Source organism: Haloarcula argentinensis DSM 12282 (assembly GCA_000336895.1).
Lineage (GTDB): Archaea > Halobacteriota > Halobacteria > Halobacteriales > Haloarculaceae > Haloarcula > Haloarcula argentinensis.
This window is the reverse complement of sequence record AOLX01000003.1, coordinates 1-14,549: the sequence shown is the minus strand read 5'-3', so window position 1 is coordinate 14,549 and position 14,549 is coordinate 1. Positions and strand designations below refer to the sequence as shown.

Annotated in this window: 15 protein-coding genes and 1 pseudogene; 12 read left to right on the top strand and 4 right to left on the bottom strand. The window is 51.6% G+C overall.

From position 1 onward, the window contains the following. Positions 1-165: 165 nt before the first annotated feature. From C443_RS00090 to C443_RS00045, 9 genes are all read left to right on the top strand, one after another. Positions 166-924, top strand: coding sequence for a hypothetical protein (locus C443_RS00090; protein ID WP_049943763.1), 759 nt, complete (start codon positions 166-168; stop codon positions 922-924). A 159-nt stretch (positions 925-1,083) separates the two neighbouring features. After that, positions 1,084-1,296, top strand: a complete 213-nt coding sequence (locus C443_RS00085; RefSeq protein WP_049943762.1) for a hypothetical protein — start codon at positions 1,084-1,086, stop codon at positions 1,294-1,296. Next, positions 1,293-2,036 carry a hypothetical protein gene (locus C443_RS00080; protein WP_152422970.1) on the top strand — a complete coding sequence of 248 codons (744 nt, stop codon included), beginning with the start codon at positions 1,293-1,295 and terminating at the stop codon, positions 2,034-2,036. Before C443_RS00085 ends, C443_RS00080 begins: the two co-directional genes overlap by 4 nt. Before the next feature lie 401 nt (positions 2,037-2,437). Further along, positions 2,438-2,794 (top strand): hypothetical protein, encoded by a 357-nt coding sequence (locus C443_RS00070; protein ID WP_005532625.1) that lies wholly within the window; start codon positions 2,438-2,440, stop codon positions 2,792-2,794. Next, on the top strand, positions 2,794-3,582 hold the full coding sequence (locus C443_RS00065) for a hypothetical protein (protein WP_005532623.1): 789 nt from the start codon (positions 2,794-2,796) through the stop codon (positions 3,580-3,582). Before C443_RS00070 ends, C443_RS00065 begins: the two co-directional genes overlap by 1 nt. 402 nt (positions 3,583-3,984) lie before the next feature. Continuing rightward, positions 3,985-4,263, top strand: coding sequence for a hypothetical protein (locus C443_RS00060; protein WP_005532621.1), 279 nt, complete (start codon positions 3,985-3,987; stop codon positions 4,261-4,263). A 124-nt stretch (positions 4,264-4,387) separates the two neighbouring features. Continuing rightward, on the top strand, positions 4,388-4,534 hold the full coding sequence (locus C443_RS21355) for a hypothetical protein (RefSeq protein ID WP_160163329.1): 147 nt from the start codon (positions 4,388-4,390) through the stop codon (positions 4,532-4,534). A 177-nt stretch (positions 4,535-4,711) separates the two neighbouring features. Next, on the top strand, positions 4,712-5,302 hold the full coding sequence (locus C443_RS00055) for a hypothetical protein (RefSeq protein WP_005532620.1): 591 nt from the start codon (positions 4,712-4,714) through the stop codon (positions 5,300-5,302). Positions 5,303-6,215: 913 nt separating this feature from the next. Beyond that, positions 6,216-6,593, top strand: a complete 378-nt coding sequence (locus C443_RS00045; protein WP_005532616.1) for a hypothetical protein — start codon at positions 6,216-6,218, stop codon at positions 6,591-6,593. A 746-nt stretch (positions 6,594-7,339) separates the two neighbouring features. Here the strand turns inward: C443_RS00045 and C443_RS00040 are convergent. Further along, positions 7,340-8,485 (bottom strand): hypothetical protein, encoded by a 1,146-nt coding sequence (locus C443_RS00040; RefSeq protein WP_152422969.1) that lies wholly within the window; start codon positions 8,483-8,485, stop codon positions 7,340-7,342. Between the two features lie 827 nt (positions 8,486-9,312). On the opposite strand from C443_RS00040, the gene C443_RS00030 reads away from it, so the two are divergent. Next, positions 9,313-9,564, top strand: coding sequence for a hypothetical protein (locus C443_RS00030; protein WP_005532610.1), 252 nt, complete (start codon positions 9,313-9,315; stop codon positions 9,562-9,564). A gap of 123 nt (positions 9,565-9,687) precedes the next feature. Here the strand turns inward: C443_RS00030 and C443_RS00025 are convergent, their stop codons facing one another. Beyond that, a complete protein-coding gene (locus C443_RS00025; protein ID WP_049943760.1) occupies positions 9,688-9,945 on the bottom strand; it encodes a hypothetical protein in 258 nt (85 codons plus the stop codon). 682 nt (positions 9,946-10,627) lie between these two features. After that, entirely contained in the window at positions 10,628-11,302 is a 675-nt protein-coding gene (locus C443_RS20965) for a hypothetical protein (RefSeq protein ID WP_160163328.1), read from the bottom strand. Positions 11,303-12,163: 861 nt separating this feature from the next. Between C443_RS20965 and C443_RS00015 the strand changes: the two genes are divergently transcribed. Together C443_RS00015 and C443_RS22315 are read left to right on the top strand one after the other, a co-directional pair. Further along, entirely contained in the window at positions 12,164-12,919 is a 756-nt protein-coding gene (locus C443_RS00015) for a hypothetical protein (RefSeq protein WP_229727378.1), read from the top strand. A 536-nt stretch (positions 12,920-13,455) separates the two neighbouring features. Next, a pseudogene (locus tag C443_RS22315) lies at positions 13,456-13,919 on the top strand (cell division control protein Cdc6); the annotation flags it as partial. Between the two features lie 40 nt (positions 13,920-13,959). Here the strand turns inward: C443_RS22315 and C443_RS00005 are convergent. After that, positions 13,960-14,196, bottom strand: a complete 237-nt coding sequence (locus tag C443_RS00005; RefSeq protein ID WP_005532601.1) for a hypothetical protein — start codon at positions 14,194-14,196, stop codon at positions 13,960-13,962. Positions 14,197-14,549 lie beyond the last annotated feature (353 nt).

Genomic DNA, 14,549 nt, shown 5'->3' with positions numbered 1-14,549 from the left:
AGTTAGAGCGGTTCACAGAGTGGCCATATATTTATGATGGCGAGTATGTAGAACTAAACAGTGCGCCCACAGTTACGCCCGCCGTGACGAGACAGGGTCACTCAAGCTTCCACTGCCCCACAGATTTTATATGCGGTTATTTTCAACATGGCGACTAGTGAAAATATGGTCGGTCTCAGTCTCCCATCATTTGCCGATTTCAGTCTGGCTCTCGGCGTGATTAGCATGGTGTTGCTGGGCATCTCTGGATTTGTCCTCGGCGTCATGAAGATCCGAACCTGGGCAGTTGGGATGCGAGAAGGTCACGAATCACTACTAGCTACCGACCCACCGGCTGATCCCACTTGGACCTTCGATGAACACGTGTCGCTTAAGGAACTCCTCGGTGCTGTCGCCCGGCCGACGTGGTTGACCGGGCTACTCACTATCGTGACTGTGGGCACTCTTCAGTCGGTGATGGTAACGTCGACTGCGGGTCAATTCGGACAGTATATCTGGCCGCTCACAACCTACGGGATGTCCGATATCGGCGGATTGTGGTCCGTTGTTCCGCTCGTTCACTTACCGAATTTCGTGGTCGGGATGCTGATTCTCTACACTCCAGCTCGGTACACCGATGCTGCTGTTCGTGTACTGGCGGCCCACAAAGATATTCCGGTCACGCTTCCTGACGTGGTACCAGTGGCCGAAACGCGGCGGGTGTTTGCAACCAGGTACGTGCTGCTTGTCGGGGTAGCAGGGCTGGCCACACCTGTTTTCTATCTCGGATTGCTCGGCACAGTCCCGACCGTACTTCCGGTTATCGGAATTAACTGGGTCCTGCTGGGGTACACCCCCTCTGGAAATATCACCGGCTTGCTCGACGCATACGCACTTATTGGCTGGTACCTTATCGGGAGCGTCATTGCACGGTGGCGGTCGTGACTCCGCTGTGAGACTTGGTGCCGAAGTTGAGATGGAACCTGGTCAGAATGATGATTACGATATGGCTGTTACGGAAGGTGAAGAGACCGAATATGTCGAAGTGAAAACCGGGCGGAGGACGATGTGAATTATAAGTACATTGACACCCAAATATCTGATATGAACAAGAAGCATAACAATGCGCTTGGCGACACGGATGTAGATGTCTCCGAGAATCCACAGGTGCTAGAAATTAGGACGAGGTCACCAGCTGATGAGTTATCATCGGCCCAGTCTACCGTGGAGACTGTACTCGGTGATAGGGTGACAGCACAGGTAGATGAAATTCGTTGGGTCGCTGATAACGGTGACACTATCACGGTCGAACCATGACTGAAACCAATAGACCGGAAGTTCGTGTATCGATGGCAGCGGGGCTTACATGGGAGTTTGTCGTGCCATCATCGGCGACGACCTGTGCCGAACAGGCTAAGGAGATGATCCAGTTTTGTGACCAATTGTACAAAGCGCTCGGCGATTTTCTTGTTCCGATTGAGATAAGTTATTGCATACATAAACTTGGTAAAGATACAGAAATTAGACCAGACGGCGATACTGGTGAGGGCGTGATTCAAGAATTGCGTAACGAAGATGGAATCCGTGTATCAGAGTTCATCGAGTCCACCGATGTTGCTGGGCCAAACGTACGTTGGATTCCACGTGTTCCGTTCGGCCGGAACCGTTACAAAATTCACTTCGATGGTACAGATTATACTATTGAGCGGAGTGACTGCACACCATACCGGAATGGTAAATGTCGTCAAGACATGGCCATCCCAGATCCACTGGAGCTGACTGTTACCCACCGACCAGCACAGAATATTCAGTCAGTGACTACAAACCACGTGTTGACCGTCTCAGTCGCGATGCACAGTGATCTCTGGTTGCGAAACTCTGAGAGTGGCAGAAAGAATAGAGCGTATCTCCTTGATTTCTTTGCAGACATCGCTGACGCCATCTCGGCTACGTCGGTACAGCGGGACAAGTACAGGACCAGTGATTTCTGGAACGACCTGTCGGTGTACAGTAGTGACGACGATTACATCGAGTTAGAGCCGGAGGCAATCTACTGATGGCTCGGATATCTATGTGTCTATCTGTTAGTTGCAGCGAGTATCTATCCGATAACAACCTTCTCATGCCGCTGTCCCCGGAACTGAGCTGGTCGATGGCCTATCTCGAATAGAGATTTTTGAGACTGACTAACGTAAACTGGGCGAATCGCTGGCCCGGCATCGGCGAGGTGTGACTCCGACTTCATCATCCGGGGTGGCGACGGCACCATCCGCGTGGTGGTGCCCGACAATGTCAGGACAACTCAGTGGCACCTGCGCAGAGCCTACGAGGACAGCGCCATCGACAGCGACGAACTTGTGGCCGTCCAGGTGAACTGCTGGATGAGGTCGCAGATAATCCACGGCAGGTCCGGGGCTAGAGTGGTGAAGCAGCGAGTGCCATTCGCTACGCCGACGACGTGAATCGTGTCGAACCAGAACCAGGGAATGGAGCCTACGACCTCAAAGTCACTAACGGTGGAAACAAAGAGTTCGTGGAAGTGAAAACGAGAACTGCTAGCGGATTCACAGAGAAATGGGTCGGCGAGAAGATTGAAGATATTAACGACAAGTACAGTAGCGCGCAAGAGGCAGATGTTATCGGAATCACGGAAGACAACAGTGTCTTGGAACTGCGAGCGAGAGGCGAGGCGACCAGTAAGAGTTCAGCAAAAGAAGCAGTGCGGGATGCTGCATCGGAAGCAGATGAGGTAAACGCAAATGAAATCAGAGTCGTGTTCGAAAACGGCGACGTCGTCTCGGTCAAATCATGGTAATGACTGATCAGGAGATTCGAGTGTCAGGGGAGATCGGTGTTGTTTGGCATTTCGATGTCCCGTCATCGGCGTCGACCTTCGCCGAACAAGCGGTGGAAATGGAAAATCATTGCGAACAGCTGTTTGCGTTGTTTGGCAATTTCATCACGCCCACTGAATTCTCCTACTCTCTCGATGTGTATCCTGATAACCAGCCCATCGAGTCTCTCAGCCCTGGTGGCGGCAACGAGAAATCCGTGAGGCGCGAACTGGCAGATGAAGACGGGATTTCGTGGACGGATTTCGCCGAATCCATGACGATCGACGGTTCTGGAACACGGTTTATCAGTGGTCTCAACTTCGATCACAACCGGTTGCGCGTTCGATTGGGTGACGAAGACGTGTACATCGAGCAGGAGGACTGCGTAAGGTATCACAAAGGGGAACCCGATCCATCGAATTTCACACCGCCAGATCCACTCTCACTCAGCGTCTCGTTTTGGCCTACCAGCGAAGACAGCCCAATAGAGTCAGAGTACATGTACACCTTCAGTGTCGGACTCCGGAGTGACATCTGGATAAAGAAGTCCGATACCGAACTGACCGATACTGACCGGGCAAACAGAGCGTACCTCGGGGAGTTTCTCTCGGAACTGGATGAGACCCTTTCACCAGTAATTGTGAAGTGTGAAGAAGACGGTGGCGACTTCTGGTATGACCTGTCACTGGATCCAGGTTCGGGAATAGGGACTGTACCCAATGACCCGGCCGATGAGTTCGAGTCACCATTTATCGACGAGCGTAGGTAATAGATCCGCAATAGGATTACAATATACACTAAAACCATCTAATAATGGACATAATTGTGGTATTGAGTGCACGAAAGTGATCGTGAAAGATGATGGGTCGATTCATACCGCTTACCCGAAATCGGGTGGGTCAGTAGAAAAATGGTCTTTCCCTGCTGGTGATTGGGTATGACTAAGGTTTCGTTAGTCTTTGACTTCGACGATCGAGCGCATGATGCCTTTCAACAGGGTAATGTAGATATTTCGGTGGGCGCACGGCTGCAAGTCGATCAGACACATATTCTGGGAAGCTCTGATGCCTATACTAGAGATTTCATTGAACCCTATGTAATCGGCCTCCTCGAAGGTGCATTAGCCGCTCTCACTCAGGAAAGATATGTCTATGACTATTACATCGACGCGATGTATCTCGTGTTCGAACCAGCCGGCGATGGGCGGACGAATCTCGCGTTCTGCTACAGCGAAGAGGCCGTCGAAAACCCCGACTACCGCGGGGAACAATCACCGAAACTCCCCGAGCCGGAAGCCGTCGCGCCGACGCAAGCGCTCGCCGAGGCCATTGCTGGCGCGGCCCAGACATATCTTGATACCATCCGTGAGTACGATCCCGATGCTGGTTCTGAGTACGTCGAACCGCTGTTAGATGAGTGGCGTGAGAGACTCGGCGGCACCGAGAAGTAGCTGATAGGTCCTCTCTTTTGACGAATTTCGCGACTGATTGCCCGTCCGCCAGCAGACGACTTAGCAGTTGCGCGAGATGGACTCGGATACCTGGAAGTGAATCAACGACAACGGTGCCAAATCCATGTCGAAGACCACTCGTGCCATCCGGACGACCGGCGAAACGGGCCGCGAAGCGCTCGAATCGCTCGGAATCAACGTCAACGGCAGGGCCGCACTGCTGCAACTCTCTGAGGCGACTACGACCGTACGAACGTCGCCTCGGGCATAGAAACGCGGTATTCTCTCTGATACTGCACTTCGACTCCTACAAACAACTTGACCGGGCTGTCCGGAAAGTCGACTTCCTCGACGGTACTCAGCAACGCCGGGCCAAGCAATTCATCGCTGAGACTGACGGCGCTGGTGACAGCTAGTTGACAAGTTAGGCGGTGATGGACTCCAGCGGGTGCTTGATCTGGATGTCAATCGTGCTGAAGAACTACGGAGTGCCTTCGCACGGCAATACGACCGTGGGAATGCTGATCTGGAGGAGATCGAGAAATTCGCCACACTCGCTGACAATCTGGAAGGTGTCGATGGTCTGAATAGCGGTCCCGTGGATGATTTCATCCAAGCAGGTGACTCTGGGAACGTTCGCGGTGCGCTTGACGAAGTGCGCCGGGCTGACGAAATTGGTTCCGCGAATATCGAGCGGATGAATATTGAAGTCTATGATGGAAAAGAAAGAGTTGGAGAGTTAGACATCCAAGTCAAGGAGTCCGGCAAGATAGTCGAATCGAAAGGCTCGTTCGGATATGATGAACAACAAGTCAGATCCCAATTCAATAAGAAGCTCAGTGTGATGGAAGAGCACGATAGCGTAGCCTTTGACGGGAATACCTTGGAAGTACGAGCTAACAAAATAGGCGACGACGACATAGTGGCGTCCCAAATTATACAGATGAAAAAAGATATATCTGAGATGGATGAATCGAATCATTCGAATGTTGATATTAAAGTCGTTGATGAATCAAGCGACAAAATAATCACTGGATAGGTCATCAAAAATGAAAGATTACGACAGTATTGAACTCGGATTTGTATTTGAGGAGCCCCCCTCTCAGCAGGCATATGAGACGCTATTTAGTATGTTTTATAACCAAGGCGATGGATCAAATGGCGAAAAACATCATGTGATTCATTACCGTGATGGTGATCATAGAAGTACAATTGATGCCGACAACGAGGAGGCGGCTGAAATTATGACTACTGCTTCAATGTGTCACGTTTCTTTATCAACTGGCCATTCAAATATTGATCATACGATCGAAGTAGGATTCGATAATTCTGGGATGGGATTGCTGGCTACGTCACCATATCACCACTTATCTCTAACCACATGGATATATTCGCTGGAAGATCCAAAAAAGGAGACTTTAGATACCGTCAAAAATAGACGAATGAGGTATGTACGCGGCTTAGCAGAGATAGCACAAATATTTGGGCCCCTGTGGGGTTTTGGCCGTCGCGGTGGCCTCGCTATCGGCGAGGACGAAACCATCGAAGACCTTGCTACGAGGACCAAGCCACCGCTGTACGAGTACAACCTCTTCCGCACCGAGACAGTGGAGGCGATTGGCCGCGAGCAAGTCCTGTCGGCACCGGCCTACTACGTCGAAGAACTCGATTGGGGTGGCGTTTTCATGGCCGTAANCCCCAAAACAGTGCGGACATGAATGCCAGCAGTGTGACGAAGTCGCCGACCAACTCGGTCTCTCGCTAGCGAAAACGGAACGCTATCACTGACCACGATTATGCGCGAACTTTTGAACGAAAAATCATGCTTGGAGACGTTTGAAGAGATACCGGATGGGTACCGAGCAAACTTCTATCACCCAGAGATGCGTGAGAAAAAGAGCGAGGATGTTGCCCCATACGAATTTTGCGACGTTCATTACACACTGTTACCGATGGAGGGGCGCCATCACAGCGCTCTGTATTCGATCGACCTTCGGTTGAGTGCAGAGCCGACTGACACACCAAATGAAATCGGCGATACCGTTTCCACCGCCGACCTCCCTGTTGAAATACTTGATCGGGACAAGCATATCAAAGTTCGAGGCCGGGACGATAATGGACTGCTCCTCGTCAAGGACCTCCATTTTTCCTCGTGGTGGGACGGCCACGACGCCTCCGAATACGAGTATCTGACCATCGAACTCGAATATCTCCACCAGACACGGAGCGAACCCGACCCAGACCCGGAATATATCGAGGACTGCCGACAGTCGTTCCAGAAACAGATCGACCGCTTCGACGGGATTGCTGTCGACGATACTGCGTTTTAGCGGCGCTCGTACACATTGCGACGATACTCAGTGCCATCGGCATCAAGAGCAGGCTCTGGAAAGGCCATTCCAACGTGTCCCCACCAGCTGAATCGATAGAAACGATGCTGGAAACTGTGTTATCGACCACTTGAGTGTGAGACACAAGAATATAAATTACAGCGGATGAGTTTTGAATATAGAAANAACTGTGTTATCGACCACTTGAGTGTGAGACACAAGAATATAAATTACAGCGGATGAGTTTTGAATATAGAAATATATGTCTACAAACATGATATACATGGAGGGTTTCGCTGCGGCTGTCCTCGATGCGGCGGCCTCACCTCGAATGGATTCGTGACCAGCTCGGCTGGCTTGTCCGCGGAATTACTCGCGACGACACTGGGGCCTACCGACTCCGGACACTCTCACATCCCGTTCTCGGGCGGTACTGGACATGGATGGACAGCCCGCCGTCGGACTGGACGCTAACGAAATCGAGTGCACGCATCTGGTATGCCTGTGATGGTGGGCTAGTGTGGCCAAGGGACTCGACGCGGCCACGGGCCACCTAGACGCTCACCGACGATGGGAAGCGACGTATCAATATACCTGTCATGATGATCCAGAGTGGGACAAACCATACCCAGATTGTGGCGTTAGAGATTCTAAGAGAGAGCTCAGCGGCAGCTAATGAGTGATAGGCCAACTTTTTTTATATTCACCTGCGCTAATTTTGGACGTGAGAGGTTCTTCAGCAGTCATTATCGTTCCGGGTTTCCGGGGACTCCGTCGTCGAGTGTATAGTCATCTGGGAGGTCGTCCACCGACACACTGCCAGTTACTGCACTGTTTACGGTAAACTGGGCCATGTCGCCATCATACCCCTCGTTATGATAGGCTTCGTTGAGTCCAAGGAATACGTCTGGTCCGGTTTCTAATCCTTCGTGGTACTGTTTCCAATCTGCGACGGAGCTTGGTACCGGGATTCCATCGCCCATGATATTCCTACTCAGCTTTTTAAACCAGACTCCATCAGCCTCCTCGATATCATCATCAGTAACCTCCTCTCCCTTGTTTCTGAGATACTCTATCGCATTTTCCATCGCTTCATAGTCGTGTCCTGATCTTGTTGTTACATCGTCTGGGTCTCTTATGAATTGGAGTTCTCGTTGTATTCTGTCCTCGATGTCCTCTCCTTCGACCCTTTTCCCTTTGATGTGTGTTTGGTGTCTGTATACTTCGCCTAGTCCGGCGTTGATGTTTGTGTATTCTCCGTCCTCTTCTTCCACCCATACCTTGCTGTAGTCTATGTTATCCCCAAATGCTGGACTTTTTGAAAAGTCTTGCATGCCGATGACTTCGAAGTTCCATTGGTCGCCGTCTTTCTGTTCAAGTGTCTGATGGAGCGCGGAGAGGATGTGTCGGTGTCTGTTCTCGTAGCCTTCGTCATCTACTTTGTATTCTTGGCTGGCTGCTTGGAGTCCGTTTGCAATGGCTTGGACTCTATCGGCATCTTCGAATCCGGCTTCTAGTGCGTCGTCAATGGCGGTGAAGCTGATGCTGGCTGCATCCTGTCCGTCGCCCTGGACAGCGTCGAGTATTTGCTCGTCGTCGCCGTGTATCCAGTTGAAGTAGTGTTCTCTACCGGAAAGGTCTGGAGCCGGTGTTTCAGTCGGCGTCGGTGTTGGTGTCGGTTCTGGCGTTGGCGTTGGTGTCTGCTGGTATGCTGTGTTTGCCGGGTTGACTGTCTCCGGAGCTGGTGTCTCAGTTATCGAGTCCGTTGTTTCGGCGGGTGTCTGCTCGGACGATGTACTACTCGATAGTCCGGCACACCCAGCGAGAGCGCCACTGCCGACGAATGCGCCCATCCCAGTAAGGATCTGCCGTCGGTCCCACCCTCTAGTCATATGCATTATGTTTGTAGCGGGGAGTAAGAAAGTATCTCTGTCCGTGTGCTGTGTTACTGGGTCCGCTCGTGGCGGTGCGGAGGGGTAGAGGGCTCCCGACGGCGGGCGTATACGATCCCGAGGCAGACGCAGGATGGAACGCTATTAGGTGGCCTGACTCCCTACGTTCATCCAGTCCTCGTCTCCCCTTTCGGGCCGCCGGTGGCCGGTTGTGAGTAGCGTGCAAACCGACCAGCCAGTGAGATGGCTTTTTTAGATCACAACTGGAATTTTTATGCGTGAAACGTCGTGCCCTCCTCTCCACAGCTCTTGGGTGTAGTCCCATACTAACTGGTTGCCTCGGCTTTGACAGAGAGCAGAGTGGAGAAGGAACGACCGTCGAAATCATCCCACGGAACCACACCAATCAACAGGTCTCCCTTTCTGTAGCCGTCTACGCGACAGATGGCTCCCTGTTACTTGACCACACGTATTCGTTGCCAGGAGGGCACGGTGACGAATCACAGGGTGTCGAAAATCGCGTTGACCACCTCATTGTCTCGCGAGATGGTGGGGATGAGATTAGACACGAATACGAACCAGACGTGGACAACTGTTCACGCGATGGGGAAGACGTTCAAATCCTGGTTGAACCAGAAGACATCTGGTTCGCGTACTCGTGTTAATTTTCTCCCCTGTACTGACCAAGACCCGCGCTGGAGTTGCTAATCATAACGGTTTCTGACTAACCTACATATGCCGTGCTCACCACCGCGTGTTGGTTAGCGAATCTCCACTCCGGAAGTACAAGCCCGTTTTAATAGCCAGTCTCCCGTATCCGGTTGTATATGGCCGCAACAGAGGCCCAGACGGTCGAACTGCATGATGGGACTGAACTCGCCGTCCAGTACCTTGGTGCAACCGGCGACGACACTGCGGAGTTCGAAGTCGAACCCAAGGCTGAGGACGATACACGTCGCTGGCGGCTAGAAATCCAACGCACAGGCGGCTACGAGGTCGTCGAGGCGTGGGAGCACGGTGTTGCAGTTGACCTCGACGCTCCTGACTGGGTGCACGAACTCGTCGATCGGGCCGTTTGAGGTGGCTGTTCGAAATCGGTTATCCGGAAAATACGCTTTGACCAGTCGTTGCCAATCTGGGTTCTTTGGGCAGTCGTAGCGATGAAACGCCTGGTCAGTATGTCTGCATACTAAGCACAGCTGTTATGCATGTTGGGTCGAGCGGTATTTTCCAAACAAGTATATAAAGTAAATGAATGCCAGCGGGAAGAAAGAGAGCCCTCCCATTACTCCGCCACCAACTACAACTTCGAGTATCGAGCCTCCGGCAAGCACACGTCCACCGATGCCAACGAAAACAGGAATCACAAAGAGGGTTCGGAATATCCAGAGCTCTTGCTGTGTGAGCGGGAAGATAGCCATATTCAAAATTGTCTGCGTGGCATCATAGTTTTTATTCACTGTGAATCGCCCTCCAGAGCGCGAACCACACTCTTTTCATGCCCAATACTACAGTACTGACCGATATACACGGGAGGGTGCTGCCACCGCGTGTTGGTTAGCGAGCACTCACTCCGGAAGTCCAGAGGGAGTTTACGAACCAGTCGCTCGTCAGCTACAGCTACGTTTACCTCAAAAGCAGGATCACGGACCCATCGGTTTTCGATGATGATCACGTTTCGCCGTCGCTGAAACACCGAGACGGGGAAGGACCACAAGGTGTTGGCAAAACAGTCCTTGCACGGCACGCCCTCCAACGGATCACGCAGGAGGCGGACATCGACAGCGCCCACGTCGACTGTCTCGGACTCACGACCGCTGGCATACTCCGGACGGTGCTGTGCCAACTGCCTAGCGAAAATCCGAATCGGACGATGCCCAAAGAGGATCTGGCTCTCACGCTTCGCGACCGCGTCAATGATCCAGTCATTGCTCCTACACTGGTGAGAACCTCCATGGTGAGTATGTCACGACGGATGCTGACGTGGAATCGAAACTGGGGCTGTGGCTGCCGACCGAGGCGGTTTGAGTGTTGGTTGTGATCGCAGGTTCTATTGGCTATCGCGATGGGTAGTACATCTGGCCGGGCGACAGAATGTGTCCGGTCCTCGGGTGAGAGTCGGATAGAAGGCTAGTTAACTCGTCATTCTGAGTTAACTGGCTGAACCTCAATATTCCACTGGCTGTTTGTCTCAATTACTTGATCGAATTCAATGTTCTTTGTTGCTTCAGATTCAATATACAATGTATCTTCTTCTGTAGTCTCTATTCCAATCATTGGTTCATTATACGTGAATTCTACTGCGGCTCGACCCTTCCCTCCGGTATTTTGAATATTTGCACCATATGTTGCTGCTTGCGCCAAGAACTGGTAACCAATCGCATCATCTGGGGGTTGTGCGGTGAGCTCGACAGTTCGCCTTTCATCAGCATCAAAATACACCTTATTTATGCGCTCCCTGAGAAATCCATCTGTACCGGATGTGACACCCTCTGGTTCTATTGCTGATTCTTCCATCTGCCAAAACAATGCTACAGCAATCTGACCACTATTCCCGGTATTTTGTATCGTAGCAGAGAACGAATTCCCATTGTTATCGATTGAGACAAGCGCTGCGTCCGACTGCAATAATTCACGAACTTCAAACGACGGATCTTCTGCTGATGAACCTAATCCAGAACATCCTGCAACGAAAGTTGTAGTTATCCCACCTGTCACTGCAAGGAAATTACGACGACCTATATCCATTGTATGAAAGTTTTTTCGTGGGTATATTAGCATGCTGGTTACTGCTTGATAAGTATCCGTGAGAACCACCCTCTATAATAATAGAAATTCTACATATCTGTGCCCGAGAACCCAGCATTCTTGTGCACTCCTGTCCGCCTCTCGGGTGAGAGTAGGATAATATGAGCGTGTAATAAACCTATCTCGCGAATTTCGATTTATCGGTAACTGGTTGAATTATCTGACCAGTAATCGAGCATTACTTGCCCAGGCTGGACTCAGAACTCTGACTGTCAGAACTCAGCGACGACAACAAACTTCGAGCAAGTCCGATCAGCCCGATTACGAATGAGATAAGGACGATTACATGATTTTCACTGGCTCCACTGATTTCAAGTTTAATTACCCACAGCATGATCAAGATACTGAATAGGAGGGTATCTCTTGAGAGGGACACATCACTTCGATGACATCAAACGTCTTTAGTATTTCGCAAATCTGCTGCATTGATTACTCGGCGTATATCGTGGCGCATATGTTATGGCACGTTACAGTGTTTTCACAGTTCTCGCATAGTTTGGTGTGATCGAGAATTATACGTCCTATTGCATCCGTGTCCGCTTCTACACTGAAAGTCGGACAGATTCACCCCCGAATGGCTGGTGGCTGGGGTCGATCAATCATAGAGCCCTAGAAACCGTGGCCGCAAATCCAGATTATCGGATGTATACTTGGAGGGCGACAACGGTTAGGACAGAACAGAAGTAGAGCTGTCTGAGTTCGGAGACAGCCGACTCTTCAACAATGCTGGAGGCACAGTACGGCGGATTACGGTATTGCTTGTCGTACGGTTTGGACACCACCCCGTCGGAATGTTGGAATAGCAGCCCCAGTCATGACTCTGCGGTCAGTACAGACAAAGTACTCATCAATTAGTGATAACGATTAGTTGTGAATTCCGATATCACGGCTACGATCTACGTCGTGACGAGCTTGCTCATCATTGGAATTGCTGTGGCGACACTTTCACCAGTGAGCGAACGGACGATGGTTTCTGAAGTCGTTAGTGAAGGAGATCCACCGCCTGGTGCAACAGTAATGAACTATTCAGAGCTTCCTCAGCCTGCTCAGTTAGCAGTAGACGAAGTGACTCAACAAGGCGGTACGACTCTGTCGACTTACGATAACTACAGAGCTGTCGAGACGCTTCAAGGAGATCGATATATCCTCAAAGACGACAGCGTGTTCTATATCAGAACAACGTCTGCCGACGACAGCGGAGGGCTTTTTGAGGGTCTTGCCCGGGATTCCTTATTGGCCATCGGAGGCATACTGATAGGGACTGGAATCTTTAGACGGGATCAGAGAGGAAATCTCCTCACGGTGATTTCACTTCCGGCTGGAGCAATTGCCACGCTGTTGAGTGTAAACGCTCTTGAAGCCCCAACTCTGTCAGTCATCAGTTGGGCTGGAACGATCTCATTTGGTCTCGCGGCTGGAGTTCCAGTTCTAACGGGGATAGCACTTCAACAGCGAGACTACTACATCGGTGTAATAGCGTTGGCCACCTTTCTCCTCTCTGTGGCAGTACTTTTCTCAGGAAACGCACTTTCGGCGCTTTACCTCATAGCGCCACTAATTATGCTTGGGCTGCCCGGGGTTGGATTTGGCTGGTGGGTCGGAAAACAGGATGCTGAGAAGTCATAACCTCGAATTTTGCTGAAATACATCAAGGGCATCTGTCGTGGCCCGGGTCTAAACTGACTGAACGGGTCGTTCAATTCGCACGCCCACCGATCAGTTATTCCCACGCTCTGGTATATAAAGAAATCAGGTCTCGACTGCCACGCATATTCTCGCGGTGATGCAAGGGGGGTTCAAGTTATCACCGCCAGTACCCATCCGTGTATGCCAGCACAGACACACCGGCTGACACCACGACGGTTTGCTGGCTAACCGACCAAGCTAGAGTTCACCGACAAAGTGGTCAGTCGGAGCGGCTCCCCTTGCGCCGTTGTGGGGCCTGCCTCTAACAAGCCCCGGCGCGGGGTCGCGGTCCGTCGGCGGATAGAACCAAGAGCAACCGCAACCCATGCTTAGACAGGCATCAGTCTCTCAAAGGCGACGTGGTATCGGCCGTCAGTCCCCATGTACTCGCGGCCCGCGTCGATGATGCGGGCTGGCTACGAATTGCGGTCGATCCACGCACAAACCGCTTCAAAGTCGTCCGCACCGGCGTCGTCGGCGATCTCGCTCGCACTGAAAATGCGAATTCGGTTACGACTGATCATGTCGAACGCGCCTAGGAGCAGCTCGAAGCCCAGCAGAGCATGGACATTATGCGCGACCTCACAGAACATGAGCAGCTCACACTCTATGCGCTGACGACGCTTGTTGCAAGGGGGAAACACCTGCTCGCTCTCGAATCGTCTATCAGCGATACAAAGAGCTCTGCGAGTTCCAAGGTCAAGAGCCGCGAACTGCGCGCCGAATGCGTAGTTTCCTCTCAGATTTCGAAAATCTCAGTCTCACTCTGTCTGAGATGGAGCATCGCGGGCAAGACAGTGGCACGTACCGTCAGCATGAACTTAACCGTAATATTGCGACTGTCGTTGATGCTCTCCAGACGATTATCAGTGAATTTGGAGCCCATCAAAGTATAATCGAATATCTGCCCGACGCCGGAGAAGAGTTCGCAACGATGTGAAACCAGCAACACACCACTGTTTCCGGAGAAAACCGCCTTGTCACGGGCTGACTGGCGCGACGTACTGACTCGTGACCCGCCCGCCGTCGCGCCACTGCAAGTAGTAGTACTCCCGATCGTTGATTGTCTTCATCGTCAGCGTGCCCTTCGAATGCGAGATTACCGCCGCCTCGTAGGCTTCCTCTACCTTCTCGTCCCATTCGTCCTTGTCGTCGGCCCACTCCTCTGGCGTGTTGACGGCGACCGCGTCCTCGGTTTCGTCCTTGCCCGGGGCCACGGCCGTCTCGTCAACGGCGGCGACTGCCTTTTGATGAGCCTCGTGCGCCTCCTATTCGAGAGAGTCAACATCGATCCGCTCCAGCATCAACAAGGCTTGGTGGGCATAGTCTTCGTCGCTCATGCATTAACCAACACAAGCCGGAATAACAGCTGTTATGTTGGTTAGCCGTTACCAATACGGTTTCTTTACTCAGTGGAAGAGGTGAAATGCCTGTTGAGTAAGCGTGCGGACTAATCAGTATGACAAGTAGGGTTATCGATTGGACAGTCAGCGCTATGCACATAAAATGACGTTGTCTGGTCCTGGACTCCAGCTATGACACTTACACAGCCGTCTCGATCTTCTGTATT

Bases quoted from the DNA above. Each gene is read 5' to 3' on its own strand.
- C443_RS00040 (WP_152422969.1), bottom strand. From the start codon at position 8,485: ATGACTAGAGGGTGGGACCGACGGCAGATCCTTACTGGGATGGGCGCA.
- C443_RS00030 (WP_005532610.1), top strand. From the start codon at position 9,313: ATGGCCGCAACAGAGGCCCAGACGGTCGAACTGCATGATGGGACTGAA.
- C443_RS00045 (WP_005532616.1), top strand. From the start codon at position 6,216: ATGGAGGGGCGCCATCACAGCGCTCTGTATTCGATCGACCTTCGGTTG.
- C443_RS21355 (WP_160163329.1), top strand. From the start codon at position 4,388: ATGTCGAAGACCACTCGTGCCATCCGGACGACCGGCGAAACGGGCCGC.
- C443_RS00090 (WP_049943763.1), top strand. From the start codon at position 166: ATGGTCGGTCTCAGTCTCCCATCATTTGCCGATTTCAGTCTGGCTCTC.
- C443_RS00085 (WP_049943762.1), top strand. From the start codon at position 1,084: ATGAACAAGAAGCATAACAATGCGCTTGGCGACACGGATGTAGATGTC.
- C443_RS00080 (WP_152422970.1), top strand. From the start codon at position 1,293: ATGACTGAAACCAATAGACCGGAAGTTCGTGTATCGATGGCAGCGGGG.
- C443_RS00060 (WP_005532621.1), top strand. From the start codon at position 3,985: ATGTATCTCGTGTTCGAACCAGCCGGCGATGGGCGGACGAATCTCGCG.
- C443_RS00065 (WP_005532623.1), top strand. From the start codon at position 2,794: ATGACTGATCAGGAGATTCGAGTGTCAGGGGAGATCGGTGTTGTTTGG.